We start from the raw sequence: 24,724 nt of genomic DNA on the forward strand, positions 1-24,724 counted from the left end.
ACAAACAGCCATCAACTAACTACTATCAACCAACAACTAAAAAAATGCTTATTAAAAATATAGAACAAAGAATTAAAATCAACAAGGTGGTTTCCATCTCCGTCATAGTGTTTGCAGTCTTCATCGTTATTGCAGGTTTCTTCTTTGCCTACAGAATGATTGAAGATTCCAGAAAGTCCATTTACATCCTAGATAATGGAGTTCCTGTATTGGCAAAGCAATCTGATGTCTTGCTGAATCGTCCTGTTGAGTACAAAGCACAAATTGAGCTATTCCATCGATTGTTTTTTACGCTCGCACCAGACGATGTTTACATCAAAGACAATATTCAGAAGTCATTATATCTCATTGATGATAGCGGAAAAAAAGAATACACCAATCTAAAAGAAAAAGGATTTTACAATCAAATCATCGCATCTAGTTCAATGGTCAGTATTCACGCAGATTCTATTGCACTCAATATGGAGCAAAAGAAGTTTGCTTTTTTCGGAAAGCAGATGATTACGAGAAAATCTTCCGTCATTACAAGAAAGCTAATCACTGAAGGTTATTTTGATGACATTATCCGAAGCCCTAACAATCCTCATGGCGTAATGCTTAAAAACTGGCGAATCCTAGACAACGAAGAAATCTCTAACCAAACCAAAAACTCATATTAAAAATGAATACAACATTAAAACAAACTGGACAAAAATGGCTGAATTGGGCAAATCAACATCCGAAAAAATTCTTCATCTATTCGATGGTATTTTTATCGGTGTCATTCATTGGCTCTCTCATTCAAGGCATCTTTTTCCCTTCAGATAATGCTTTTAAAATAAAGCCTCCGATTTTGTATTCCAAAAGTAAGATGGAACAAAATACCACCGTAAACAATGAAAAAGAAATGGCAAAAATAGTGAATGAACTTAAATCACTAAAAGTGAAAAGCGACCGTAAACAATTACAAAAAGAAGACAGTTTACGAATTGACTACTTGTTTAACCAATACCAAAAATTAAAAAATGCAGGTAGCACCAGAGACAATTTATCTAAAATAAAAACTCAATGAAAAAACTAGATTTTAAACAAAAAAAATATGTTTTGCCTCTTTTAGCATTGCCTTTTCTGATGCTATTTGTCTATGTAGGAGCACAATTTACCAAAGAAGACACATCGGAAAAAGACCAACCTAAAGAACTTTCTCTTTCACTCGGTGAAACGCAAGATTCTATTATGACGAAGAATGATGCGTATGATGCATTTTTCAAAAAAGACGACAACAGAACCATGTTGGAAAGTCTGGACAAAGAAGAGGACAGCTTATACAACTACGATGACCAATTGTCATTAGCACAGAAAAGAAAAATTGATTCATTAAAAGCCGTTTCTTCAAGACAAAACCAATATCGTGAAAAAGGAAATCCATCTTCTTACTATAACCCTAATTCATCTCAGAGAGAAGATAAAGATTACCAAAGATCTTCGGAAATTATCAGAATGCTGAATGATAAATCTTACGGAAAACAAGAAAATGGATATGATTCAGAAAGTTCGAAAGTTACATCTAAAAATGAGCCACAAGATCCAGTAAAATATCTGAAACAGCAAATGCTGGTAATGGATTCTTTAGAAAAAGCTAGAGATCCAGAGTATCAAAGCAAACTCGCAGCCGAACAAAAACTTAAAACCAATAAAGAAAAAATGAACGAGTTTCTTAATTCGACATTCAATGTAAGCAAATCAGGAATTAACAACGATTTCAATGCTTTTTACAAGGAAAAAGAAAACAGCTTTATCAAAGCCGTGATAGATGAAAATAACAAAGGATTTCTTGGAAGCAGGATTAGATTTCGATTGTTGGAAGACATCTTTGTAAGCAACAGAAAAATAAGCAAAGGCTCCATTTTATATGGTCAAATTTCGGGATTTTCTATGCAAAGAGTTGATTTGAATATTGTGTCCGTATTCACGAAAGGAGAAATTTTTCCTGTCAATCTTTCTATCTATGATGTGGATGGTATGAAAGGATTGTATGTACCCCAAAGTGTTTTCAGAGATATGATTCGGGAAATGGGGAGCAATTCCATACAAGGAACTCAAATGGATATGGGAGGACAAGGATTTTTTACCAGTCTCGGTTCTAAATTATTTACATCTACTTCCAAATCCATTACCAACCTGATTAAAACCAATAAAGCCAAGTTGAAATACAATTCTTATGTATTCCTGATTGACGAAAAACAACTGAAAGATTCACAAAACCAACAAAAAATAAAATAATGAGAACGATATTATATAGTCTGTTACTATGTACAGCACAATTTTTAACCGCACAAACTGCAACCAAAGAACAATTGAGTTCCGATTTACCCGAAATAGAAATTACGGAAGGCATTAACCTGCATATCATTTCACCGGAACCGATTCAGTACGTTGATTTATCTACTCTAAAACTTACGGGAGATTTGCCAGCTACAAATATTGCCAGAATTAAAATTACGGATAGTCCCGAATCTAATGAGACAGAAAAAATAATAAAGCAGACAACTTTTACAAGTGGACAAAACATTGGAATTATCACCGTTGTCGGACAATCCTTCATCGCCCAGTACAAAGCGATTTACAGAAATTCTGAAAACCTAAATACAATCACCAATATTCATATTCAGCCCGAAGATATGCAACCCATTGAGTTTGATAAAATGGTTTTTTCTAATCTTGAATTGAGAAAGTTTGCAATGGATATTATTCAGAAAAAATCAGAAAAAAATCCAATCAGGAAAGAGAAAAATCTTCAACTCAATATTCAGTTGAACAATGTTTATGTAATGAGTGACTACATATTTTTAGATATGACGGTTAAAAACAACTCCAATTTGAGTTATGACATTGATGACTTGAAATTCTCTATAGAAGACAAAATAATATATAAAGCCACAAACAATCAGAGTATTGAGATGACTCCCGTTTTTCAACTGAATCCTCAAAAACACTTCCGTAAAAATTTCAGAAATATTTATGTCTTTAAAAAATTCACTTTTCCAAACTCAAAAGTGATGATGATACGATTAATTGAAGAACAACTTTCAGGACGCACCATTGAAATGAAGATCAACTATTCGGACATTCTAAAAGCAGATACCTTTTAATTATTAATACAATGGAAATTTTTTCAATTATACTGTGCTTCGCACTCATGCTATTAATATTTAGCTACTTTTCTATTACAATAATCCTTTTTGATAAAAAAGGAAAAGAACTCATAAATGACTATGAAAAGCTATTAAACCTTAAAGATTGGTATGAGAAAATATCTGAAGAAGCAAATCGCTCATACATTATTGAGAGCGTCGAAAAAAGAGGACATGAATTAATTAATCAATTGAATCTGTTGAACGCCCATCTTCTTGCAATACAGGAACAACACAAAAATTTGCAAGAACAACAACAAAAGCTGCACCATAATTTACTAGAAGAACATAAACTTCTGAATCAATATTTCGAAAATTATTCTTAATGCAAGAGCAACAACATCAAATTAAGATTTACGGATTCCTGCAAAAAGCAGTGTATGCGATTGTGGCTTTAGATTGTGCATCACTTTTTTATCTCAATGCCAATATTCCTGTAGTTTCCAATTTATTGAAGAATTTCAGCAAAATGAGTTTCATTTATCCTCCAATCAATGCCAAGTTTGCCACATTGATTTTGATAGGATTGGTAGCTGTTGGAACGAAAGCCAAAAAAAAGAAAGACTTAAACATTGCTACAGAAATTGTAGTTCCTATGGTTATGGGATTGCTTATGATTTTTTCATCTTTGGTATGGCAGAACGAGGCTGGAAATCAAAATATTCCGAAAGTCTTTCCCGGAATGAATCTTTATCAGGTAATTTATGCTGTTCTTTCTTTTTTAGGAGCAGTAATTCTTCAAATGGGGGCTGACAGCATTTCCAAACTAATGCAACAAAAAATGGGAAAAGACCGATGGAATGTAGAGGAAGAATCTTTTGACCAAAATCAGGAATTGATAAAATCAGACACTAATATCAACATTCCTTATTTATTCAGATACAAAGGAAAAAGTAATAAAGGTTGGATTAATCTAAATCCTTTTCGTGGAACAATAGTGATTGGAACACCTGGTTCCGGAAAATCTTTCGGGGTCATTAATCCTGCTATCCGACAAATGATTGCGAAAGGTTTTTGCCTTTGCATTTATGATTTTAAATTTCCCGATTTGGCACAGATTGCCTACTATCATTATCTGATGAAAAAAAGTAAAGATTCGGATTATAAATACAGCTTTCATGTAATTAACTTAAATGAAGTCGAAAAATCAAAAAGAGTCAATCCATTTCATAAAAAGTATATCCAAACTTTGGCGGAAGCACAGGAAATGGCAGAATCAATGGTGTCATCATTGCAAAAAGGAGGTTCAAGTTCTGGAGGTGGTTCTGAAGCATTTTTTACTCAATCAGCCATCAACTTTTTGGCTTCCTGTATTTATTTCTTTGCAAAACTAGAAAACGGAAAATATTCAGACTTGCCCCATATTCTTTCTTTTATGAATCGCAGCTATCAAGAAATTTTTGATTCATTATTTAAGAATGAAGAGATTGGTTCCTTGCTTTCACCCTTCAAAACAGCCTATGATAACAAAGCTTTTGACCAATTGGAAGGACAAATAGGAACATTAAAAATATTCCTTTCCCGATTGGCGACAAAAGAAAGTTTTTGGGTTTTTTCAGGAGATGAAGTCGAATTAAAAATTACAGACAGAGAAAATCCTTCCATTCTAATTCTCGCTTCTGACCCAGGAACACAGGATATTAATTCGGCGCTGTATTCCGCAGTTCTGAACAGAACATTACGTTTGATTAATTCCAAACATAATTTACAAGGAGGAATTATCGCCGATGAGTTTCCTACCATTTACATACATAAAATTGATAATGTGGTAGCTACCGCAAGAAGCAATAAAGTTGCTGTATTATTAGGATTGCAAGAAATACCACAACTTCGCCAGTTTTATAAAAAAGAAGTCGCAGATACTATTTCTGCCATTGTTGGGAATATTCTTTCTGGTTCGGCGAGAGATAAAAACACTTTGGAGTGGCTTGAAAAACTATTCGGAAAAATCAAGCAGAAATCGTTTTCCCAATCCATTTCCCAACAAGGAACTACAACCAGTATTAATGAAAAAATGGATTTTATGATTCCTGCCGGAAAAATAGCAGCATTGAGAACAGGAGAAATGGTAGGAATGATTGCGCAGGGAGAAGAAAATGATACCGATGAATACAAAACATCAGCAATTAATGGGAAAATCAATTTGGATATGAAAGCCATCAAGCAAGAAGAACAAAACTACGTTCCGATGCCAGTTTACTATTCATTTATAGATAAAGCTGGAAACAATCGCAAAGAAGAAGTTCTGATGACTAACTTCAGAAAAATCAACAAGGAAGTAGAACTCATTGTCAATGAAAACATAAAAACAGCATAAATGAAAACCATAGAAAAATATTTTATAACCGTATTGATATTGTCCTTTCAGATAGCAGTTTTCGGGCAGTTCAATACACTAACACCTACACTGTCGAAGAAAACGGAATCTGCAAAAGCAACAGAGCAAGTAAAAGAAGAGGACAATCCAAAGCCAAAAAAAGAAAAAAAATCTTGGAAAGAGATTTTTAGCATTATCAAAAAAGCTGACCTGAAAAAAGAACTAGATTCTTTGAAAACATTGTTTAAAGAAACTTCATCCGCCAACAACAAAAAATGGAATAGACAAAAAATGCAGGATTCCCTGATTTTAGTTGCTCAAACTAAAATGCTCATTCATTCTCAGAACAGTAATAATCAGTTGCCTCAATACAATTTTGTAAATGAGCCAGAACAAGTCAATTTTTCCAAAATCGTAATGCCATTGAATAGAGAAATCTCCATCACATCACCTTATGGAATAAGGACTCATCCGATTTTTGGAGCCTCTAAATTTCATAATGGAATTGACTTGATTGCGAATTATGAAAATGTCTATTCGGTTCTGGACGGGAAAGTCACTGAAACAGGATGGGACAGTAATGGTGGTGGAAATTACATCAAAATAAAACACTTTGACCGTTTTGAAACCGCTTATCTCCATCTTTCCGAAATTTATTATCGTGTCGGAGAGTTTGTAAATACTGGTTTTATTATCGCCAAAAGCGGAAATTCTGGAAATTCTACAGGGCCGCATCTGCACTTTTCCGTGAAAGAATTTGGACAAAATATCAACCCTACCCATTTTTTAAATGACCTTATAAAAGTAAACCAATTAATCGCTACCCATTATGCAAAATGAAAATTTACCAACCGAAGAACTGAAAAAATTCGGTATTATCAATGAAGATTTATCATTCTCCAAAAAACTAAATGCAGATGATATTCAGAAATTCCTACAAGGATATACCATCGTTGCCGACAACGACAAAAACAGAGCAACTTTTCAACTTACTGAAAACAACACCAAGCTAAAAGTTATCTTTTTGGAAAGAGATAAAAGCCTGTCTGAAATACTAGAAAAAAGTAAAGAAAAGATTCAGTATTCTGAAACTAAAGCACAATACAATGTTAATGACAATCAGAATTCTGCTCAATTAGGTTTTTCAAAACAAGTATTTGTTTTTGACAAAGAAACGAGTACCGTAGAAGAATTGGATTTTATCAAAAATGCTCCAGAACTTACCAAACTCGTTACGGAAAGAAAAAATCCAGAAGAAATCAGTCTATACAAATTGGAACTCGAAAAGCTGAAAAGCTTTTTACAGGATAAAATAGACCTATATCCAGAAATCGCCAAGAAAATTACAAACGACCTGAATATTGTTTGCCGAGAAATTGAATCTGTGAACAGCATTACTCCAGATGAAAAACAAATCACAAAAGAAAATAATTCTGGTGTTCAACTAAATGTTAATGACAGAGATCTATATGAAGATGCCAATCGAAATCGAGAGGAGCAAGAAGAGCAATCGGAAGAACAAGAAAAATCACGAAAATTTAGAAGATAAATCAATCTAAATTTCTTTTAAACCAACTTAAAAAATATGATGGACAGTGAATCATTCCGATTTGAAGAAGCAGATAGCAAAAATCAGAAGAGTTCCCAGCAACTAGATTGGGAAGAAAACAATCTAAAGTTTGACGATCTGTTTTCACCAGATGATTTTAAAGAAAAAGACGAAAAATTAAATATTAACAATCAAACCCCAAACATTATGGAAACACAAAAAGAATTCGACCAAGTGGAATATCTAAAAAATCAGTTAAAATACCTTGGTTTCGGCGAAGGAGAAAAACTTCACAAAGATTTAGAAAAAGGTATCAAATCTAAAAATCAACAATTTGAAATCAAGACCACTTCCGACAAAGCATTGCCTGAAAACAAAGTGGACTTTACCTTGAAGTTTAACAAAACAGATAGTGGTGGTATTTTTCTCAATTCGTACAACGCAAAATTGACAAACGAAAAAAATGAGGAGATTTCTCATAATTTTCCAGTCAACCGAGAAAACACGTTTACAGCAAAAGAAGCCATCAATCTTTTAGAAGGCAGAAGTGTAAAAATAGAATTTCACAATCCGAAAAGCGACCAGCAGGAAACTGCTTTTGTACAGTTCAATTTTGACGAACCTAAAACAGAAAAAGGAAATTATCTGTTCCAAAATTTCTATAAAAATTACGGTGTGGAAGCTGATAAAATTGTAGAAAAATCCAACCTTATTTTTGACAAACCTGAATATAAAGAAAACACCATCAAATCTTTGGAAAAGGGAAATATCGTAAAGGTGAAATTTGAGCAAGATGATAAAGTTATAGAAGGAAAAGCCATACTCAACCCTCAAAACAGAAATCTCAAACTCTATGATTCTGATATGAACCGAATCAATACCAACAAACCTTTAGAAGGTCTCGAACAAGACAATAAGCACGAAAAAAATAATGTAAAAGAACAAAGCATTAAACGATAAAATAATACCTGACCCTTAATCCGAAAAGCGGTAGGTCTTAATGATTTGCCGCTTTTTTTAATCAATTTAAAATGAAAAAATATTTAATATTTCCTTATTTATTTCTGCTTTTTGCTTTGATTTCTTGTCACAAAGAAATCAAGGCTGAAAAAGGTGGAATCGACCTCATTTCCAATGTTTATTTTGATGCTTCCAAAGGATTAAATAAGATGCAGAATTTTCACATTTCTAGGCTCAACTATCAGAATGATTCCATCATAGAATTGGTTCCTGATTTAGAATTTCCAGAAATGACGACTGCTTCTTATTTCATCAAAGACTCTGTTTTTTACGATTTGAATAATAACACTTCATCCGTTTTATCAGAACTACAAAAAAAGCAAAAACCAACTTCGGTGTATGCCAAAACTTTGGGAGCAGTCTTTACAAAAATTCCACTACTTAATTATAGAAATCGCAGAAAATTGAGTGACACTGTCCTTTTCGAGAAGAATTACAAACGCTTTGAAATCAACTCTCCTTGGAATTATACCCGATATTACATTTATCCGACGGATACGATTCTGCCTTATTCGCTATACAAAGAAGTTGGCAAGGATTATCACGGGAGAATTGAAAGAATAGATTCCTACGATAAAAAGAAAGACATCTTTGTAACCCTTCAGTTAATTCCTAGAAAAAATTGGGACGATACCGCCAAAGAAATTTTTGAGTTTAACCATTTTGTGAAAAACAGAAAAAGTGAGTGACAAAGAAACTTTAAGTCCTTTTGTTGAGGATATTTCCGTTGAGGAAGGAAATAAAAATGAATTGATTGTCTTTAAGAATCATAAAGACAAAGAATCGTTTTTGGAACTTTTGAGGTTGAATAATCAAAACAATAATAGAACTCTAGTAACACTCAATGCCGGTGAAAATTCCAAAAAATTTATCAATAGATTTCAAAACTATGAGGGTAAAATATTTCTTTGTTTAGAGGGAGATAGAACAGGAAATATGCAGACGCTCAAAATTCTTACGGAATTTAGAAACAAAAATATTAAAGACATTCGAGCACTATACAACATTTCTGAAAATGCCAATCAGAATTTGGAAGAATATTTAAAAAATAAACTTCAAAATAAAGATAAAAATGTTACTTTAGTTGAATCAAAAAAAGCACAGAATGAAAAAGACAGAACTCAATCCGAAGAAATTTCCAACGTTGAGCACTTGGGATCCGAATCTACTGGAAGAAATCTTGGAAAATTTGGCGAAAACAGCCAATCCGAGCAAAACAGAAATTACACAAGCGGACAAAGATTGGGCAGCAACGATGCTGGAAATGGACTTGGAGACACAATCTGGAAGCATTTGGTCGGAGACAGAGAACGAGAAAGAAGATTCGATGACCATCCACAACAGAATGATGATGAAAAAAATGAGAGAGCAGAACATTTCTTGGGCGGAATCGTATCCAGGAGAACTGTATCCAATAAATCAGAAAGAGAACTAAATTCTAATTCTACAAATTATGAGGAATTAGATATTCTTATTTCAAAATATAAAGGTCAAAATTTGACCAATGAACAAGTTGCAGAAGTCGTTTCTGCAGCTTGTTTTGTTTCTAATAATCACAAGGTATTTCTTAATGAAAATCTCAAAATTACTGATGACTTAAAAGAAATTTGCAACCAATATCAAAGTGGCGGAACGGCAAAAGAAGGTAGAGGGATTTTAGATGAATATTACACCGACGATAAAATTGTAAATGCCGTTCGCAACTTAATCAAAGACCAGTTACAAAATAAAGTAGAAATTTCGGTTTTAGAGCCAAGTGTTGGAACGGGTAATTTTCTTTATGCTACAAAAGATTTAGCACTAAAATCAATTATTACGGCATTTGAAATCAATGAAACCACCGCAAAAATTGCAAAAATCCTGCATCCCGAAGCCGAAATTAATCTGCGTTCGTTTGAAACCGAATTTATTGATGAAAAAGGCAACAAAAAAGATGAATATTTGGTGTATGATTTAGTCATCGGAAACCCGCCTTATGGCGAACATCGCGGATTATACAAAGGTTTGGGAGAAGAACCGAAAATAGCCAAATACGAAGATTATTTTGTAAAACGATCTTTAGATTCTTTAAGAGTAGACGGAATTTTGGCGATGGTGCTTCCTTCAGGTTGGCTGAATAGACAAAGGAATCTGCAGAACGCCACTCTAGTTGAAGGTTTTCGTTTGCCAAACGGTGCTTTTGCAGGAACTCAAATCGGAACAGATATTATTATTCTCAAAAAAAACAATCAGAAAATTTCTACAGATATTTCTAAATATTTTGAAACTAATCCTTCAAGAATTTTAGGAGAAACACGAGAAAAGACTAATCGTTTTGGACGCTTGGAAAACTATGTTCACGGAAGTTTAGAAGAGGCTTTATCAAAAATTCAACAGTTTAAAAACAAAAAGGAAACTGCAAGAATCGGAAATCTTTTTGAAGATTTATATTTAGAAAATTCTGAATCTGAAATCGATAAAAAATTTAATGCTAAAAATGAAATTAAAACGGGAAATGAAAGCCAAACTATTGAAAAAGAGTTTGATTTAGCTCAAGAGAAAGTTGAAACGGTACTTTCTCAACTCAATAATATCAAATTTAAATCGCCTACAATTATTTCAGAGATAAGAAAATATGAAAACCTTCGAGAAAATTTAACTACAAAACCAACATCGTTTTCAGAGGAAAATTTAAAAGAGCTCATTGAAAAAAGTGGTAGAATAATTTCTATTCACAACACCAAAAATCAGAACGAATATAAAATTCAAACAAAGCCTGAACTCAAGAAAGGAGTTTTAAAATATCAGTTTTCCAAACAAGACGAAATCGTCAATACTTCATTACAAAACAGTTCAGATATTACCCAAGAACAAATTGAAGCTTTCAGAGATACGGCTTATGATGGAACGCTTAATAATCACGGAAAACATTTTCAGTTTGCAAACTATATTGATGGAAAATGGATACACGATTTTTATTATGCTGAAGGAAATATTTACGCCAAATTAGAACAACTTGAAAAAGATTTTTCTGATAAAAATACCATTGGTGGGACGATAAACCAGTATGAAAAGCAAAGGGAACTACTTCTCAAAGTTCTTCCAAAACCAAAATCTTTAGACGAAATCTTTATTAGTCCAAATCACGAATTTGTACACCAATTTGATTTAGGACAAACAGAAAAGGAAACTTATAACTATGCAACAAAACGTACCGAAACTGTTATTGTTGATTACAATCTTGCAGAAAAGTTCAAAGATTTTGTAGGTACTTTATCCAGTGAGGCTTTTGCAGGTTCTTCAGCTTGGGAAGTGCGAAGTTTTGTAGATAATGAAACGGTGACAGGAAGCGATAAAGAAAGAAATGCATTAGTCAGAGAAAGACGAAAAGCAGCTGCAAATGATTTGTTTTATAAGTTTGTTCGGGAAGAATTATCCGATGATATAAGAAATCGTTTTGTAAAAGAATTCAACAGAAATTACAATAATATTCACGTTCCTGATTATTCTAAATTTCCGTTGTTCTCTAAAATTCATCAAAATTTTAAAGGAAAACAACTGCGTTTGACTGAAGTTCAAAAATCTGGTGTAGGAAGATGTACAACGAAAGGCGTTAGTTTATTAGCTCACGAAGTTGGCTTTGGAAAAACTTTATCAGGAATTCTTTCAATGCATGAAGCAATGGAAAGAGGAAATGCGAGAAGACCTCTGATTGTAGTTCCAAATGACAGCATTTTGAAACAATGGGTGGAAACCATTTTTGAAACCATTCCTAATGCAAAAGTAAATGTTCTTGGCAATCTTGGGAAAGATTACGACTTATCAAAATTTGATAATAAGGACGGGGAAATTACCATAGTGACTTATGAAGGTTTTAATAACATTGGCTTTTCAGAAAGCATTACCCAAAATCTGGCCTCAAAATTTTCCTACATTTCTGAAAACGAATTAAAAAGTGTAAACTCCATCAGTGAAAGAGATTTTCAAAAGGAACTCGAAAAAGTTAAGGAAACAGAGGGAAAGATGAAACGTGGGAAAATCTATGATTGGGAAGATTTTGGTTTTGATCATCTCACTTATGATGAAGTTCACAACGCCAACCATATTGTTGGAAAAGTAAAGATCGAAGACCGCAGGTTTGCTTCAGATTTTAGAAGTCAGAACCAACAGACTTCAAAACTGGGTATCAATACTTGGATGGCTGCTCAATACATTCAAGACAGAAACGATGGCAGAAATGTTACGCTACTTTCTGCAACTCCTTTTACCAATAAGCCTTTAGAATATTATTCTATACTTTCTTTAATAGCCAATAAGCGTTTGGAAGAATCGGGATATTTCAATGTGAATACTTTCTTTGAGACTTTTATGGAGGCGGATAATGATATGGAAATTGATGCTAAAGGTGATGTGAAATTTAAAGCCAATGTCAGAAGATTCAAGAATAATTCTTTGTTTCAACAGCTTCTATCTGAATTTATTGATATTAAAGGGGAAGAAGACAATCCAGAACTGAAACGCCCTAATAAAATTAATAAAGAATATAAAATTGAGCAGAATGATTTAACGAAGGAACAATACGATTTGCTTAATGAGAGCTTTAATGAAAATCAAAAAGGAGCGATTCTTACTCATATTCTTAACGCACGTCTGATTGCAATTTCTCCATATTTATCACCTTACTATGATGGCGAAAATCCGTCATTAAAAGAATTTATTGAAAATTCTCCAAAGTTGAAGCAAACAATGGATTTAATTCAACAAAATAAAAAAGATATTCCTGAATCTGGACAAATTATTTATTCTGAATTAGCAGTAGCGGAATTTCCAAAACTCAAAGAATATCTCATTCAGGAAATTGGTTACAAACCCGAAGAAATTGGAATTATTACTGGAGCAACAAATAAAAATCAAAGAATCTCTATTCAAAATGATTTTAATGCTGGAAAAATAAAGGTAGTGATTGGAAGTGAAGCCATCCAAGAAGGAATGAATCTTCAGGAAAATACAACGGATGTTTATATGCTTTCTTTGCCTTATAATTTCACTTCTTTACGACAAGTGGAGGGACGAGCGTGGAGACAAGGAAATAAAAACGAAAATGTACGAATCAATTTTATGTTGACTAACGATAGTATTGATGTGTTTATGCTTCAAAAGTTACAATCTAAACAAGCAAGATATTTAGAAGCAATGAAAAAAGGTGCTGATGTTTTGGATGTTTCAGATATCAGTACTCAGGAATTGAAAACCGCCATTATCACCAATCCTGAAACTAGAGCGAATATTGAAATTGAACTGATGAAGAAAAGAATTGAAAGTGAGAAAAATAAGCACCTTGCTGATATTGCTTTTGTTTTGAGGAAACATCAGGATTTTTTAAAGGTACAGGAAGAAGTCAACAAAGCTCAGAATAATTATAATAGAATTCTTAGTTATTCTAAAGAGGAAGGAGATAATGCTGAATATTGGAAAAATCAACTTCCTTTTTATCAGAAATCAATTCATTTAGCTAAAGAAAAAGTACAAGAGGAAATGGAGCATTTATTGCAAAAAGGAGTTGATATTACTGAAATTGAAAGTAAAAAAGTAGTAACCGAAAATAAAATTGAAGAATTGGATGAAAAATTGGAGGATTTGCCTAATGTTCGAGAGGGTTTGGTTTGTAAATATCGGGAGGAGAAGGAAATGCAGTTGAAGGTTAATGAGGAGAGGGATTATTTAGGTGAGAGGAGCGTTGAAAATTCACTCTTATTTAGTGTTATGAAACAACAAGAAATTGAAAAAGAAATAAAAGAAAATGAGCAAACAGTTTTTGGTAGGAAGAGATAATAACTGAAAACAGTCTATTTTTGCTTACTTGTAACCCCTCTTCAGATAGATTTTTTTCTAAGACTTTTTTACCGTATTTTTATAGTTTAAATTTCTAATTAATTACTTATATGGGAATAAAATTACAATCTCTTAGAATAAAAGGTTTTAGAGGTTTTAGAAATATAGAAATTGATTTCGAGAATAGTACAGTATTGGTAGGCACTAACAATTCAGGCAAAACAACAATTTTAAAAGCACTACAATTAGCATTATCAAATACACACTTTATTTCTAATGATGATTTTTTCTACTGTGATGATTATATTGATGATACTATAATTATTGATTTACTATTTGTGCCAATAGATGAAGACTGCGTAATTGCTAGTCAATTTGATGAAAATTGGGCTGATGTATTTAAGGCTGAGAGAATTGGGATTGATTCTGAAGGCAATCAAATAATGGCTTTCAGAACTGTAATTAATGAAAATAATAAAACTTTTAGAAAAAAGCAATATTACATTGACCAATGGGAGCCCTTTTTTGAAAATAGTTTAAATTGGTATGACCATGAATATAGCAATGACTTAAGTTTTTATTTTGATGAAATTCCTTTTTTTTATCTTGAGGCTAATAGAGATATCTTAGAAGATATAAAATCCAAATCTTCCTATTTAGGGAGAATTTTATCATCTTTAGAATTTACCCCTGAAGCAAAGCAAACAATTGAAAGTTTAATTTCAGAGTTAAATGATGCTACAATAGCTAATTCCGATATTCTGTCTGACTTACAAAATACATTAGAAGAATTAGATACCGCAATGGATAATCCAAATAACTCCGTACAATTAACCCCGTTTACTAAGAAAGTCCGCGATTTAAACAAGGGCATCAGAATAAATTATTCTGAATTTTCAATGGATTATCACGGTATGGGTACAAGAAGTTGGTCTTCTATGTTGGTTTTAAAATCTTTTCTAAATTTAAATCAAAGATTATTTTTAGACAATGATAAACCCTATTTTCCAATAATAGCAATTGAAGAGCCTGAATCTCATTTACATCCTAATGCACAAAAAAAATTATATTCTCAGATAAACAATATTGTGGGGCAAAAAATTGTTTCAACACATTCTAATTACATCGCTTCTAATGCTCAATTAAAAGAAATAAGATCAATTAGTAAGTTTAATGAGACTATTAAAATTGGAAAATTAATTGTCGCTGATTTTGATGATGAACAATTAAGACAAATTCAAAGACAGGTTGTAAATACACGAGGAGAATTATATTTTTCTAGAGTTGTCGTCCTTTTCGAAGGAGAAACTGAAGAACAAGCCTTACCTATTTTAATTAGTAAATATTTTGACATTAATTATGTTGAATTAGGGGTTAATTTTGTAGGAGTTGGAGGCTATACAAAGTACCTCCCTTTCATTAGATTTTGTGAGTCATTTAATATTGAATACTTTATTTTTAGCGATAATGAGACTGATGTAAATACTGATGTTTTGAGACAAATTTCAAATTCTAAAAAGAATGATCCAACTAAAGTCATATTTGTAAACGCAGGGAATGATTTTGAAAAAGAACTCTGCGACAACGGTTACTTAGATGAAGTAAAAAAAGCATATCATAAGATTGAATTAGAAAAATGTTTTAATAACCAACACAAAGCAGCAAAACAAGTAGAATTAAATAATATAGCAGACACTGATTACTACGGCATTATCACTGGTGTGAAAACTCAATTTGCTCCTATAATTGCAAATGAACTTTTAATTTCTGCAAAACCTCTTCCAACAAAAATAACAGAGTTATTTGATAAAATAAATGAAATATTAAATCCAACAACTACAAATGCAAATTAATTTATCCATAAAACAGTCTGAAATAGTCAACTTAGGAGAAGGTGCATTTTTGATTGAAGCAAGTGCAGGAAGTGGGAAAACTAGAGTTCTAACGGAGCGTGTTAAAAAACTTTTAGAAGATAATTCTTCTAAAGTTTTGGCAATTACATTTACCAATAAAGCAAGTGAAGAACTAAAAGAAAGGATTTCTTTAGATAAAATTAAAAACAAAAATGTTTTCGTAGGTACATTTCACTCTTTCTGTCAGTCGATACTAGAATCTAGGTTTAAACTTTTAGGATTCCAAAAAATGCCTCACATTTTTGAGGATGAAAGTGATCGGAGTGAAATTGTTGAAGAGGTTATAAAATCAATCCCCTACTTTACGGATATTTTTAATGGAATGGATTCGAAGCAAAAATCTTCATATAAAACAAGAGTGCTACATTTCATTTCAGAAGTTAAAAGAGAACTTGCTGAACCAGAAGAATTGATAACAGAAGAAGGAGAAGAGCATTTTCTTATGCTTTATAATGAATATCAGGATAATCTCAGATCTAATAATGCAATAGATTTTGATGACCTAACTTTGCTCATTTATCAATTATTTATGAATAATGAAGCCGTTCAAAATCTATATTCTAAATCGTATAACTACATTTTTATAGATGAAGGACAGGATTTAAATAAAGCACAATATTATTTATTGAAATCACTATGTGGAGAAAACATTAAAAATGTAATGATTGTAGGCGACCCCAACCAATCAATCTATGGATTTAATGGTGCTACGCCAGAATACATGAAAAATTTTTTCATTGAAGATTTTAAGGCTACAAAAATTATTTTGGATGAAAATTATAGGTGTTCAAAAAAAATAATAACCGCATCAAATTTGTTGATGGACTTAAATATCGCTGCTGATAAATATGTAAAAGAAGGGAAATTTGAAATTTATAGAGCTCAAAGTGAACAAGACGAAGCTAAGTATATTGTTCAAAAAATAAATGAGCTTGTTGCATTGCAAACACACCCAGATATTGAAGGAAATATAGAATATAGCAAAATCTCAATTTTAGGAAGAAATAGGTTTGTATTTAAGTACATTGAAGAACAATTGCAAGAAAATCAAATCCCTTTTTATTTTAAATCTGGAAATATCGGGGTTAAATTTGAAACTATTTTTATGAAACTCTTTGATAATTATTTCAGAATTGTTATTAATCCTTCGGATAAGATACACGCTAGAAAGCTTAAAAGTCTACTTAAAGTAGAGAATTTTGAGGATGCTAATCAAATTCAAACATCAAGATATAGTTACTTTTCATTTATCAAAACCACAGTAGATAATTTAACCGAAGACAATTTCAAAAAATCGGTAAAAACGTTTGAAAACTTTATTAAAGAAAGTAACTTGCTTTTAGACGAAGATAAAATTCAAATTTCTAGTGAGCTTGAAGGATTAAATGATTTATGGGGAACTTATTCGTTCAATACTTTAAAACCCTCTCTGACAGGTTTTAAAAATGCTATTTCACTAGGAACAGTTATGAAGAATCAAAAAGAAGAAGGGGTTTGTATCAGTACTGTTCATACAATGAAAGGTCAAGAATCTGATATTGTTTTTCTTATTGGCTTGGACGATGGAACTTTCCCATATTATTTAGCTATAGAAAAAGGAGAGGAAGAACTGAATCAAGAAAAAAATAATTTATATGTTGCCTTTACTCGGGCTAAACGGTTTCTTTATTTGACTTACCCTGCTATTCGTAAAATGCCATGGGGAGACAATAAAGCTAGAGCCAAATCCCGTTTTTTAAAAAATTTTAATTAATCACTTTTGTCAATGCAAATATCTAAATCACTGCCAAAACCACAGAACTGGCAAGACTTTGAAACGTTATGTAAAAAATTGTGGGGAGAAATATGGAGCTGTCCTGAAATTAAAAAAAATGGAAGACAAGGACAGGCTCAAAATGGTGTAGATGTCTGTGGAATGCCTAAAGGAGAATCGGGATATTATGGAATTCAATGCAAAGGGAAAGATGATTATACTGGGAAAAATTTCACAATAAAGGAAATAGATGGAGAAATTGAAAAAGCAAAGAATTTTATTCCAGCTCTTAAAAAATTATATTTTGCAACCACTGCTGAAAAAGACTCTAAAATAGAAGAATATGTAAGAAAAATCAATTTAAAAAACATTAAAGACGGTTTTTTTGAAGTACATCTTTATTGTTGGGGAGATATTGTTGATCTGATTTTTGAAAATCAAGACACTTACAACTATTATGTCAACAGTCTCAATTTCAAAGATAATTATTCTGCCGAAGTCAAATTCATCAATAACAGTGATGTTTTAGAGCTTTCTCCAAAGTTTAGAAAAGACACAATAATCAAAGTAGGAAAAACAATTGAACGATATAATCCTAGAAGTAATGTTTTAGATCTTTTAGGAGCTTCTTTTATTTCAGGTTCTTCAAGTGAAAAAATAAATTTAAGTCTAAATAAAATACAACTAAAAATAAAAAACACAGGAAAAAAAGACATTACTAATTTTAAAATTATTATAGAATTTGATGGAGATATAGTTGATATTTTAGAAGAAAATATAGACAATGTGAGAATTAATATGAAAAAAATTATTTCTCAATCAAATCTTAAGATAAAAAAGGAAGAAAAAAGAATTGAGATTATACCTTCAAAAAAAATTCTTGTGGGAGATGAAGAATATTTTTTTGAAAAATTTTATATTAAAACACCACCAAATAAAACTGATTTAAATTTGAATTGGAGATTATTGTCAAGTAATTTTAAGGCTGAGGGTGTTCTTTTCATAAACGTCGATCCTGAAGTAATTATTAAAGAACTAAAATCAGAAACTCAATATTATCATGAAATTGGAATTACAATACAAAAAGAAATTGAGGATTATTGGGAATACACATCATAAAAGAATATGAAAAATGAGTTTTAAATTATTAGCGATAAGGCCATTAGATGGCTGCAATAAAAAATTTCTTAAAAATTTAATTCCTAATCAAATTTATAAATTTTATAATGAATATGAGTTTTACATAGGAGAAAATAAAGTTGAGAATGCTATCAATGGTGATGTTGTTAAAATTAAATATGATCCTATTAGTTCTCTTCCTGAAAACCTTTATGACATAGGAAAAACAAAAATAAATATATCTGCTATTGTTGGGAAAAATGGGAGTGGAAAAAGTAGCCTTATAGAATTGTTCATAGCTTGTATGAATCAATTATCTTTCAAATTAAAAAATGATGAAAAATTATTTTCCGAGGCAGATTTAATAAGCGTAACAAAAGAGGGGAAATACAAAATAAAGTGTGATTTGTTTTATGAATTAAAAAACGGCGTTTTTTTTACGTTAAGAATCGATGATGAAAACTTCACATTTAAAAATTTCAACAATAATTTAGAAATTTTTAGTCTTGAAAAATTTTTTTATACCGAAATAGTCAATTATTCAATTTATGCATTTAATTCAAATACAATAGGTTCATGGATTGATAGCTTATTCCATAAAAATGATGCTTATCAAATACCTATAGTTATTAATCCTAAAAGAGAAGGAAAAGACAATCCTCATTGGGCGGGAATAATAGATGTTAATAACGAACAGTATCTCCTAAACCAACGATTATTGAGTAATCTTTTAAAACCCATTAAAGATGATAAAACTTTTCGGAAGATTGGAGATTACATGACTGCGGTTAGTATAGAGTTAAACAAAAAAGAAATTCGAGATTTTTTTATTTATTCAAATGATGAAAATCAGATAGGTATAAAATATACCGAATTTAAAGATAAACAGGAATTATATAATCAATTTAAAGATAGTGATTCATTTGATTTTTCAGTAAATATTGATGCTTATAATCAGGAAGCACCTCTTTTATCTTGTCATAATGTTTTTGAAATTTTAAAAACCATAAAATCTGAATTTCAATTAAACAATTTACCAGATGAGGATTTACAAATGCAACTAGATTACTATATCATATACAAAGTAATAAGCATTTGCGATAAATATATTGAATATCAAGACTTTATTACTGATTCGTATAAAATTTTCGAAGATAGGGAGTATAAGAGATATAAAATTAACATAACCGATTTTATAAAACATATTAAAAAATATAAAAGTCATATCACATACAAGTTATATCAAACAATCAACTATATTAAATACTATGATGAGTTCTGGAAAGATATAAACACGGATGAAAAATTGGATTTAGATCGTTTATCCATAGAGCTTAATTCGTTACTAAAAGATACAGAAGACTTTATTGAAATATTGCCTCCACCCATATTTGATACCGAAATATTTTTAGAAGATGAAAAAAACAGTGAGTTAATAAAGTTAAATGATTTAAGTTCTGGTGAACAACAGTTAATACATTCTATTAGTTCTATAACGTACCATTTAAATAATATAAATTCAGTAAATGGGACAAAGATTATCAAATATGAATATGTAAACTTAATTTTTGATGAAATTGAATTATATTTTCATCCTGAATTTCAAAGAAAATTAGTTAATTATCTTTTAAGGCAAATCAAAAACATTAATTTAAGTTTAAAAGGAATCAACATTCTCTTCATTACTCATTCTCCATTTATTTTATCAGATATCCCAAAACAAAACGTATTGTTTTTAAATGTCGATGAAAAAACAAAACAATCAACCCCACAAGAGTATGAAGGAGATAATACGTTTGCTGAAAACATTTATGATTTATTAAAGCATTCTTTTTTTCTAAATGATTTTATTGGAGATTTTGCAAAAAATAAATTTAAGTCTTTAGGTGATTTTTTGACGTCCAATAAAAAGGAAAATAAAGACTGGAACGAAGAAAGCATACTGAATTTCATTAATATAATCGGTGATCCATTAATTAGAGAATCATTTAGAAGTTTATACAAAGAAAAATTTGGAATTAATGAAGAAAGCACCAAAATAAAAGAATTAGAAAAAGAAATTGAAAGATTGAATAAAAAATATGGTGTATGATACAGCTAATTATTAATAATGAAATTGAAAAAATAGCAGAAGATTATAAAAAAGAATTTTTAAATAAATGCGAAGCAGATATTAGAAAAAATCTTAATAGTTTAATAGTTAAATTAGATATTACAAATGCAGAATATGCCATTAAGAAAGATTATATAGAAGCCATCTTAAGCAAATTGGAAGCCATAATTATTTTAAAACCAAACGAAATGAAAAGTGAATTTTTAAATTTTAATCTTCCAAGCAATGATACAAGTTTTTATAAAAGTATTGTTGACGCATTGCTATATAAGAAAGTTCGAAAAGAATATTTTATTAAATCATTAAAAAATTTAGAAATAAATTGTTGTGCATATTGTCATACACAAGGTACATATGTCGTTAACGAATATTACAAAAGAAATCATAAACCACACAAAAAAGGAGAATTAAAGAAACCTAAAGCCTTTTTCGAGTTAGATCATTACTATCCAAAAAGTAAATATCCATTTCTATGCGTTTCCTTTTATAATTTAATTCCAATATGCTCATCTTGTAATAAAGCAAAAAAGGATAAAACTATTGATTTTGATTTTTATATAGAATCTAAATCTTTAATACAGAATTTTAAATTCACCCTTTCAAAAGGATGTGTTGCAAAATATATTGCAACAAAAAATAAGAATGATATTATTGTGGAAATTTCTCATCCAAACAAAAAAATTCTAAAAAATTTTGATGAAAGATTTTCATTAAATTTAAAATACAATGAGTACAAAGACATTGTTGAAGAACTAATTTATAAAGAAATAAAATTCAACCAGATATACTTAGATTCTATATCAAATATTTTAAATAACACTTCGTTGAACAAAACTATTGTCAAAAGAATTATATATGGAAATTATTCAGAAAAGGACGAATCTTTAAAAAGACCTTTGGCAAAATTTTATCAGGAGATTTCTGAAGATATCAAATCGTTAAAACTGAAGTAAAAGAGGATTATTAAAAAAGTAAAGATTAGTTAGTCGTTCCTTAACAAAACCCACTATTTAATTTATTTTTAAAAACAGGATTAGAAAACAGCATAATTTGTATCTTATAAAATAAGAAAATAATTTTCTGTTTCAGTAGTTCCATCATTTTCTTCATGTTCCAAGCGGTTGCAGCTAGTAATGCATTGATTTGTGGTCCCGTTTCTCCCATGAAGTAATTTTTTGCCAGCCTAAAATCGGTTTTTAAATGTCCGATGATAGGTTCTATTGCCGCTCTGGTTCTAAATTTTTTGCGCTTTGTCTGCTTTTGATAAGCAGTGTCTTTTTTTCTTGGAGTGCTTGGGATGGAGATTTTCACGCCCTTTATTTCTGATTTCCCTCTGCCACCTCTATCGTAAAGGAGTTCTTTTGGGAGCTTTTGACCACCGGTTTCCATCTGTTCCAAAAGTGGTTCTATGGTGTGATCATCGTAAGGAGTTTGCAAAAATGCTTTAATCCCGAGAATGATTTTCTTGCCTTTGTTGGCGGTGGTTATCAAACCTACCTTATTCCCAAATTCATACTGGCTATGCGCTTTTCCTTTGGCAATACATCGGGTAAAAGGCTTGTGAATGCTGTAAATTTTATCGGCATCGTTTCTTTTTTGTGTGACAACCTTGGTGTACAATGTCATTAAATCTTTATAAAATTCTTGCTGTTCTGCATTAAAATTCCGTTGCAATTCACGAATCAGTCTCATGGCGATGGTTTTGAGCTGTCTTTGAGATTTCCTTGCCGCTTTTGCCCGCTTGGGATGTTTTCCGTTGTAGGTGTTGAGCACCATTTGCTTGCTGACTTTTGTGTAGCGTTGTCTTTGTTTTATGCCTTCATTTCCGGCTATTTTGTTGCAATAATCAATCACTTTTTTGCACAATTTTGCATCGGTAGGAAAAGAGGTATTATTCTACTGAACGGTAGTATCGGACAAAACAAAATTTGAGGTGTTCGTCTTGGCATCGTGCATTCTTACGCTGTAGGCAAAGATTTTTTCGATACCTTTTTCGCCAATTCTTTTTCGGAAATGAACAAAATTACTCGGGTCACAAGGAAATTCGTGTTCAAAGAAAACCCTGCCACAAAAATGCTGCATATAAGGATTCATGATCCAGGCTTTTTCCAACGTCTCATCGCCCAAATTATACAAATGTTTCAGTAGCAAACAACCCACCATAAACCGAATCGGATGGCTCGGATTGCCCACTTTGGAATACAAGGGCGAAAATTCTTTCTCAAAATAATTCCAATTTATTTTTTCTGAAAGTAGAACAAGTTCATGCTCGTGGTCAATAAAATCCACCAACATTGGGCGGAATAATTCTGGCTTCTTTTCTGGATTTTTTCCCAACATATTTGCAAGGTTTTAAAGCTCTAAGATACAAATTCTTGCAATAAAAAACAAGCTATTTTAAACCCAAAATACTAATAATCAGTAGATTATAGGTGGTTTAAGGAGAGACTAGTTATGATGTAATTACCTGAAATTTTATATTTTGTTGGTTCGCTAAGTTGTGATTCTATAAATTTGAAGCAAATTATTTAGTCGTTCCTTAACAAAACCCACTATTTAATTTATTTTTAAAAACAGGATTAGAAAACAGCATAATTTGTATCTTATAAAATAAGAAAATAATTTTCTGTTTCAGTAGTTCCATCATTTTCTTCATGTTCCAAGCGGTTGCAGCTAGTAATGCATTGATTTGTGGTCCCGTTTCTCCCATGAAGTAATTTTTTGCCAGCCTAAAATCGGTTTTTAAATGTCCGATGATAGGTTCTATTGCCGCTCTGGTTCTAAATTTTTTGCGCTTTGTCTGCTTTTGATAAGCAGTGTCTTTTTTTCTTGGAGTGCTTGGGATGGAGATTTTCACGCCCTTTATTTCTGATTTCCCTCTGCCACCTCTATCGTAAAGGAGTTCTTTTGGGAGCTTTTGACCACCGGTTTCCATCTGTTCCAAAAGTGGTTCTATGGTGTGACCATCGTAAGGAGTTTGCAAAAATGCTTTAATCCCGAGAATGATTTTCTTGCCTTTGTTGGCGGTGGTTATCAAACCTACCTTATTCCCAAATTCATACTGGCTATGCGCTTTTCCTTTGGCAATACATCGGGTAAAAGGCTTGTGAATGCTGTAAATTTTATCGGCATCGTTTCTTTTTTGTGTGACAACCTTGGTGTACAATGTCATTAAATCTTTATAAAATTCTTGCTGTTCTGCATTAAAATTCCGTTGCAATTCACGAATCAGTCTCATGGCGATGGTTTTGAGCTGTCTTTGAGATTTCCTTGCCGTTTTTGCACGCTTGGGATGTTTTCCGTTGTAGGTGTTGCGCACCATTTGTTTGCTGACTTTTGTGTAGCGTTGTCTTTGTTTTATGCCTTCATTTCCGGCTATTTTGTTGCAATAATCAATCACTTTTTTGCACAATTTTGCATCGGTAGGAAAAGAGGTATTATTCTCCTGAACGGTAGTATCGGACAAAACAAAATTTGAGGTGTTCGTCTTGGCATCGTGCATTCTTACGCTGTAGGCAAAGATTTTTTCGATACCTTTTTCGCCAATTCTTTTTCGGAAATGAACAAAATTACTCGGGTCACAAGGAAATTCGTGTTCAAAGAAAACCCTGCCACAAAAATGCTGCATATAAGGATTCATGATCCAGGCTTTTTCCAACGTCTCATCGCCCAAATTATACAAATGTTTCAGTAGCAAACAACCCACCATAAACCGAATCGGATGGCTCGGATTGCCCACTTTGGAATACAAGGGCGAAAATTCTTTCTCAAAATAATTCCAATTTATTTTTTCTGAAAGTAGAACAAGTTCATGCTCGTGGTCAATAAAATCCACCAACATTGGGCGGAATAATTCTGGCTTCTTTTCTGGATTTTTTCCCAACATATTTGCAAGGTTTTAAAGCTCTAAGATACAAATTCTTGCAATAAAAAACAAGCTATTTTAACCCCAAAAT

General features: G+C 31.6%; 19 protein-coding genes. 16 read left to right on the forward strand and 3 right to left on the reverse strand.

What is annotated here, in order from left to right; genetic code table 11:
* Positions 1 to 44: 44 nt before the first annotated feature.
* The 16 genes from traK to KKQ79_RS03060 all read left to right on the forward strand — a co-directional run bounded on the left by traK (position 45) and on the right by KKQ79_RS03060 (position 21,721).
* On the forward strand, positions 45 to 659 hold the full coding sequence (gene traK, locus KKQ79_RS02985; RefSeq protein WP_213188915.1) for a conjugative transposon protein TraK: 615 nt from the start codon (positions 45 to 47) through the stop codon (positions 657 to 659).
* A 2-nt stretch (positions 660 to 661) separates the two neighbouring features.
* Complete coding sequence (locus tag KKQ79_RS02990) at positions 662 to 1,051, forward strand: hypothetical protein (RefSeq protein WP_213188916.1); 390 nt, start codon at positions 662 to 664, stop codon at positions 1,049 to 1,051.
* Positions 1,048 to 2,262: a conjugative transposon protein TraM gene (gene traM, locus KKQ79_RS02995; protein ID WP_213188917.1), complete on the forward strand. Its 1,215-nt coding sequence runs from the start codon at positions 1,048 to 1,050 to the stop codon at positions 2,260 to 2,262. The genes KKQ79_RS02990 and traM overlap by 4 nt, the downstream gene beginning before the upstream one ends.
* Positions 2,262 to 3,131 (forward strand): conjugative transposon protein TraN, encoded by an 870-nt coding sequence (gene traN / locus KKQ79_RS03000; protein WP_213188918.1) that lies wholly within the window; start codon positions 2,262 to 2,264, stop codon positions 3,129 to 3,131. The genes traM and traN overlap by 1 nt, the downstream gene beginning before the upstream one ends.
* 11 nt (positions 3,132 to 3,142) lie before the next feature.
* Complete coding sequence (locus KKQ79_RS03005) at positions 3,143 to 3,499, forward strand: hypothetical protein (RefSeq protein WP_213188919.1); 357 nt, start codon at positions 3,143 to 3,145, stop codon at positions 3,497 to 3,499.
* Positions 3,499 to 5,490 (forward strand): type IV secretion system DNA-binding domain-containing protein, encoded by a 1,992-nt coding sequence (locus KKQ79_RS03010; RefSeq protein WP_213188920.1) that lies wholly within the window; start codon positions 3,499 to 3,501, stop codon positions 5,488 to 5,490. The genes KKQ79_RS03005 and KKQ79_RS03010 overlap by 1 nt, the downstream gene beginning before the upstream one ends.
* The gene (locus KKQ79_RS03015; protein ID WP_213188921.1) at positions 5,491 to 6,330 is read left to right on the forward strand and encodes a M23 family metallopeptidase; all 840 of its coding nucleotides are present in this window, start codon (positions 5,491 to 5,493) and stop codon (positions 6,328 to 6,330) included.
* Positions 6,320 to 7,039: a hypothetical protein gene (locus KKQ79_RS03020; protein WP_213188922.1), complete on the forward strand. Its 720-nt coding sequence runs from the start codon at positions 6,320 to 6,322 to the stop codon at positions 7,037 to 7,039. The genes KKQ79_RS03015 and KKQ79_RS03020 overlap by 11 nt, the downstream gene beginning before the upstream one ends.
* A gap of 36 nt (positions 7,040 to 7,075) precedes the next feature.
* Positions 7,076 to 7,999 carry a DUF6449 domain-containing protein gene (locus KKQ79_RS03025; RefSeq protein ID WP_250131180.1) on the forward strand — a complete coding sequence of 308 codons (924 nt, stop codon included), beginning with the start codon at positions 7,076 to 7,078 and terminating at the stop codon, positions 7,997 to 7,999.
* A 71-nt stretch (positions 8,000 to 8,070) separates the two neighbouring features.
* Positions 8,071 to 8,748, forward strand: a complete 678-nt coding sequence (locus tag KKQ79_RS03030) for a hypothetical protein (protein WP_213188923.1) — start codon at positions 8,071 to 8,073, stop codon at positions 8,746 to 8,748.
* On the forward strand, positions 8,741 to 13,870 hold the full coding sequence (locus tag KKQ79_RS03035) for a helicase-related protein (RefSeq protein ID WP_213188924.1): 5,130 nt from the start codon (positions 8,741 to 8,743) through the stop codon (positions 13,868 to 13,870). Before KKQ79_RS03030 ends, KKQ79_RS03035 begins: the two co-directional genes overlap by 8 nt.
* A 110-nt stretch (positions 13,871 to 13,980) precedes the next feature.
* A complete protein-coding gene (locus KKQ79_RS03040) occupies positions 13,981 to 15,723 on the forward strand; it encodes an ATP-dependent nuclease (RefSeq protein WP_213188925.1) in 1,743 nt (580 codons plus the stop codon).
* Positions 15,713 to 17,536, forward strand: coding sequence for an ATP-dependent helicase (locus tag KKQ79_RS03045; RefSeq protein ID WP_213188926.1), 1,824 nt, complete (start codon positions 15,713 to 15,715; stop codon positions 17,534 to 17,536). Before KKQ79_RS03040 ends, KKQ79_RS03045 begins: the two co-directional genes overlap by 11 nt.
* A gap of 12 nt (positions 17,537 to 17,548) precedes the next feature.
* Positions 17,549 to 18,655: a hypothetical protein gene (locus KKQ79_RS03050; RefSeq protein WP_213188927.1), complete on the forward strand. Its 1,107-nt coding sequence runs from the start codon at positions 17,549 to 17,551 to the stop codon at positions 18,653 to 18,655.
* Positions 18,656 to 18,668: 13 nt separating this feature from the next.
* A complete protein-coding gene (locus KKQ79_RS03055; protein ID WP_213188928.1) occupies positions 18,669 to 20,747 on the forward strand; it encodes an AAA family ATPase in 2,079 nt (692 codons plus the stop codon).
* A complete protein-coding gene (locus KKQ79_RS03060; protein ID WP_213188929.1) occupies positions 20,744 to 21,721 on the forward strand; it encodes an HNH endonuclease in 978 nt (325 codons plus the stop codon). The genes KKQ79_RS03055 and KKQ79_RS03060 overlap by 4 nt, the downstream gene beginning before the upstream one ends.
* Before the next feature lie 40 nt (positions 21,722 to 21,761).
* Here the strand turns inward: KKQ79_RS03060 and KKQ79_RS03065 are convergent, their stop codons facing one another.
* The 3 genes from KKQ79_RS03065 to KKQ79_RS03075 all read right to left on the reverse strand — a co-directional run bounded on the left by KKQ79_RS03065 (position 21,762) and on the right by KKQ79_RS03075 (position 24,654).
* A complete protein-coding gene (locus KKQ79_RS03065; protein ID WP_213188930.1) occupies positions 21,762 to 22,622 on the reverse strand; it encodes a hypothetical protein in 861 nt (286 codons plus the stop codon).
* A gap of 42 nt (positions 22,623 to 22,664) precedes the next feature.
* Positions 22,665 to 23,108, reverse strand: a complete 444-nt coding sequence (locus tag KKQ79_RS03070) for a transposase (protein WP_213188931.1) — start codon at positions 23,106 to 23,108, stop codon at positions 22,665 to 22,667.
* A 199-nt stretch (positions 23,109 to 23,307) separates the two neighbouring features.
* A complete protein-coding gene (locus KKQ79_RS03075) occupies positions 23,308 to 24,654 on the reverse strand; it encodes an IS5 family transposase (RefSeq protein ID WP_213188932.1) in 1,347 nt (448 codons plus the stop codon).
* Between the last annotated feature and the right edge of the window lie 70 nt (positions 24,655 to 24,724).

Origin of the sequence: Cloacibacterium caeni, from assembly GCF_907163125.1 — a bacterium.
Lineage (GTDB): Bacteria > Bacteroidota > Bacteroidia > Flavobacteriales > Weeksellaceae > Cloacibacterium > Cloacibacterium caeni_B.

Bases quoted from the DNA above. Each gene is read 5' to 3' on its own strand.
- traK (WP_213188915.1), top strand. From the start codon at position 45: ATGCTTATTAAAAATATAGAACAAAGAATTAAAATCAACAAGGTGGTT.
- KKQ79_RS02990 (WP_213188916.1), top strand. From the start codon at position 662: ATGAATACAACATTAAAACAAACTGGACAAAAATGGCTGAATTGGGCA.
- traM (WP_213188917.1), top strand. From the start codon at position 1,048: ATGAAAAAACTAGATTTTAAACAAAAAAAATATGTTTTGCCTCTTTTA.
- traN (WP_213188918.1), top strand. From the start codon at position 2,262: ATGAGAACGATATTATATAGTCTGTTACTATGTACAGCACAATTTTTA.
- KKQ79_RS03005 (WP_213188919.1), top strand. From the start codon at position 3,143: ATGGAAATTTTTTCAATTATACTGTGCTTCGCACTCATGCTATTAATA.
- KKQ79_RS03010 (WP_213188920.1), top strand. From the start codon at position 3,499: ATGCAAGAGCAACAACATCAAATTAAGATTTACGGATTCCTGCAAAAA.
- KKQ79_RS03015 (WP_213188921.1), top strand. From the start codon at position 5,491: ATGAAAACCATAGAAAAATATTTTATAACCGTATTGATATTGTCCTTT.
- KKQ79_RS03020 (WP_213188922.1), top strand. From the start codon at position 6,320: ATGCAAAATGAAAATTTACCAACCGAAGAACTGAAAAAATTCGGTATT.
- KKQ79_RS03025 (WP_250131180.1), top strand. From the start codon at position 7,076: ATGATGGACAGTGAATCATTCCGATTTGAAGAAGCAGATAGCAAAAAT.
- KKQ79_RS03030 (WP_213188923.1), top strand. From the start codon at position 8,071: ATGAAAAAATATTTAATATTTCCTTATTTATTTCTGCTTTTTGCTTTG.
- KKQ79_RS03040 (WP_213188925.1), top strand. From the start codon at position 13,981: ATGGGAATAAAATTACAATCTCTTAGAATAAAAGGTTTTAGAGGTTTT.
- KKQ79_RS03045 (WP_213188926.1), top strand. From the start codon at position 15,713: ATGCAAATTAATTTATCCATAAAACAGTCTGAAATAGTCAACTTAGGA.
- KKQ79_RS03050 (WP_213188927.1), top strand. From the start codon at position 17,549: ATGCAAATATCTAAATCACTGCCAAAACCACAGAACTGGCAAGACTTT.
- KKQ79_RS03055 (WP_213188928.1), top strand. From the start codon at position 18,669: ATGAGTTTTAAATTATTAGCGATAAGGCCATTAGATGGCTGCAATAAA.
- KKQ79_RS03060 (WP_213188929.1), top strand. From the start codon at position 20,744: ATGATACAGCTAATTATTAATAATGAAATTGAAAAAATAGCAGAAGAT.
- KKQ79_RS03070 (WP_213188931.1), bottom strand. From the start codon at position 23,108: ATGTTGGGAAAAAATCCAGAAAAGAAGCCAGAATTATTCCGCCCAATG.
- KKQ79_RS03075 (WP_213188932.1), bottom strand. From the start codon at position 24,654: ATGTTGGGAAAAAATCCAGAAAAGAAGCCAGAATTATTCCGCCCAATG.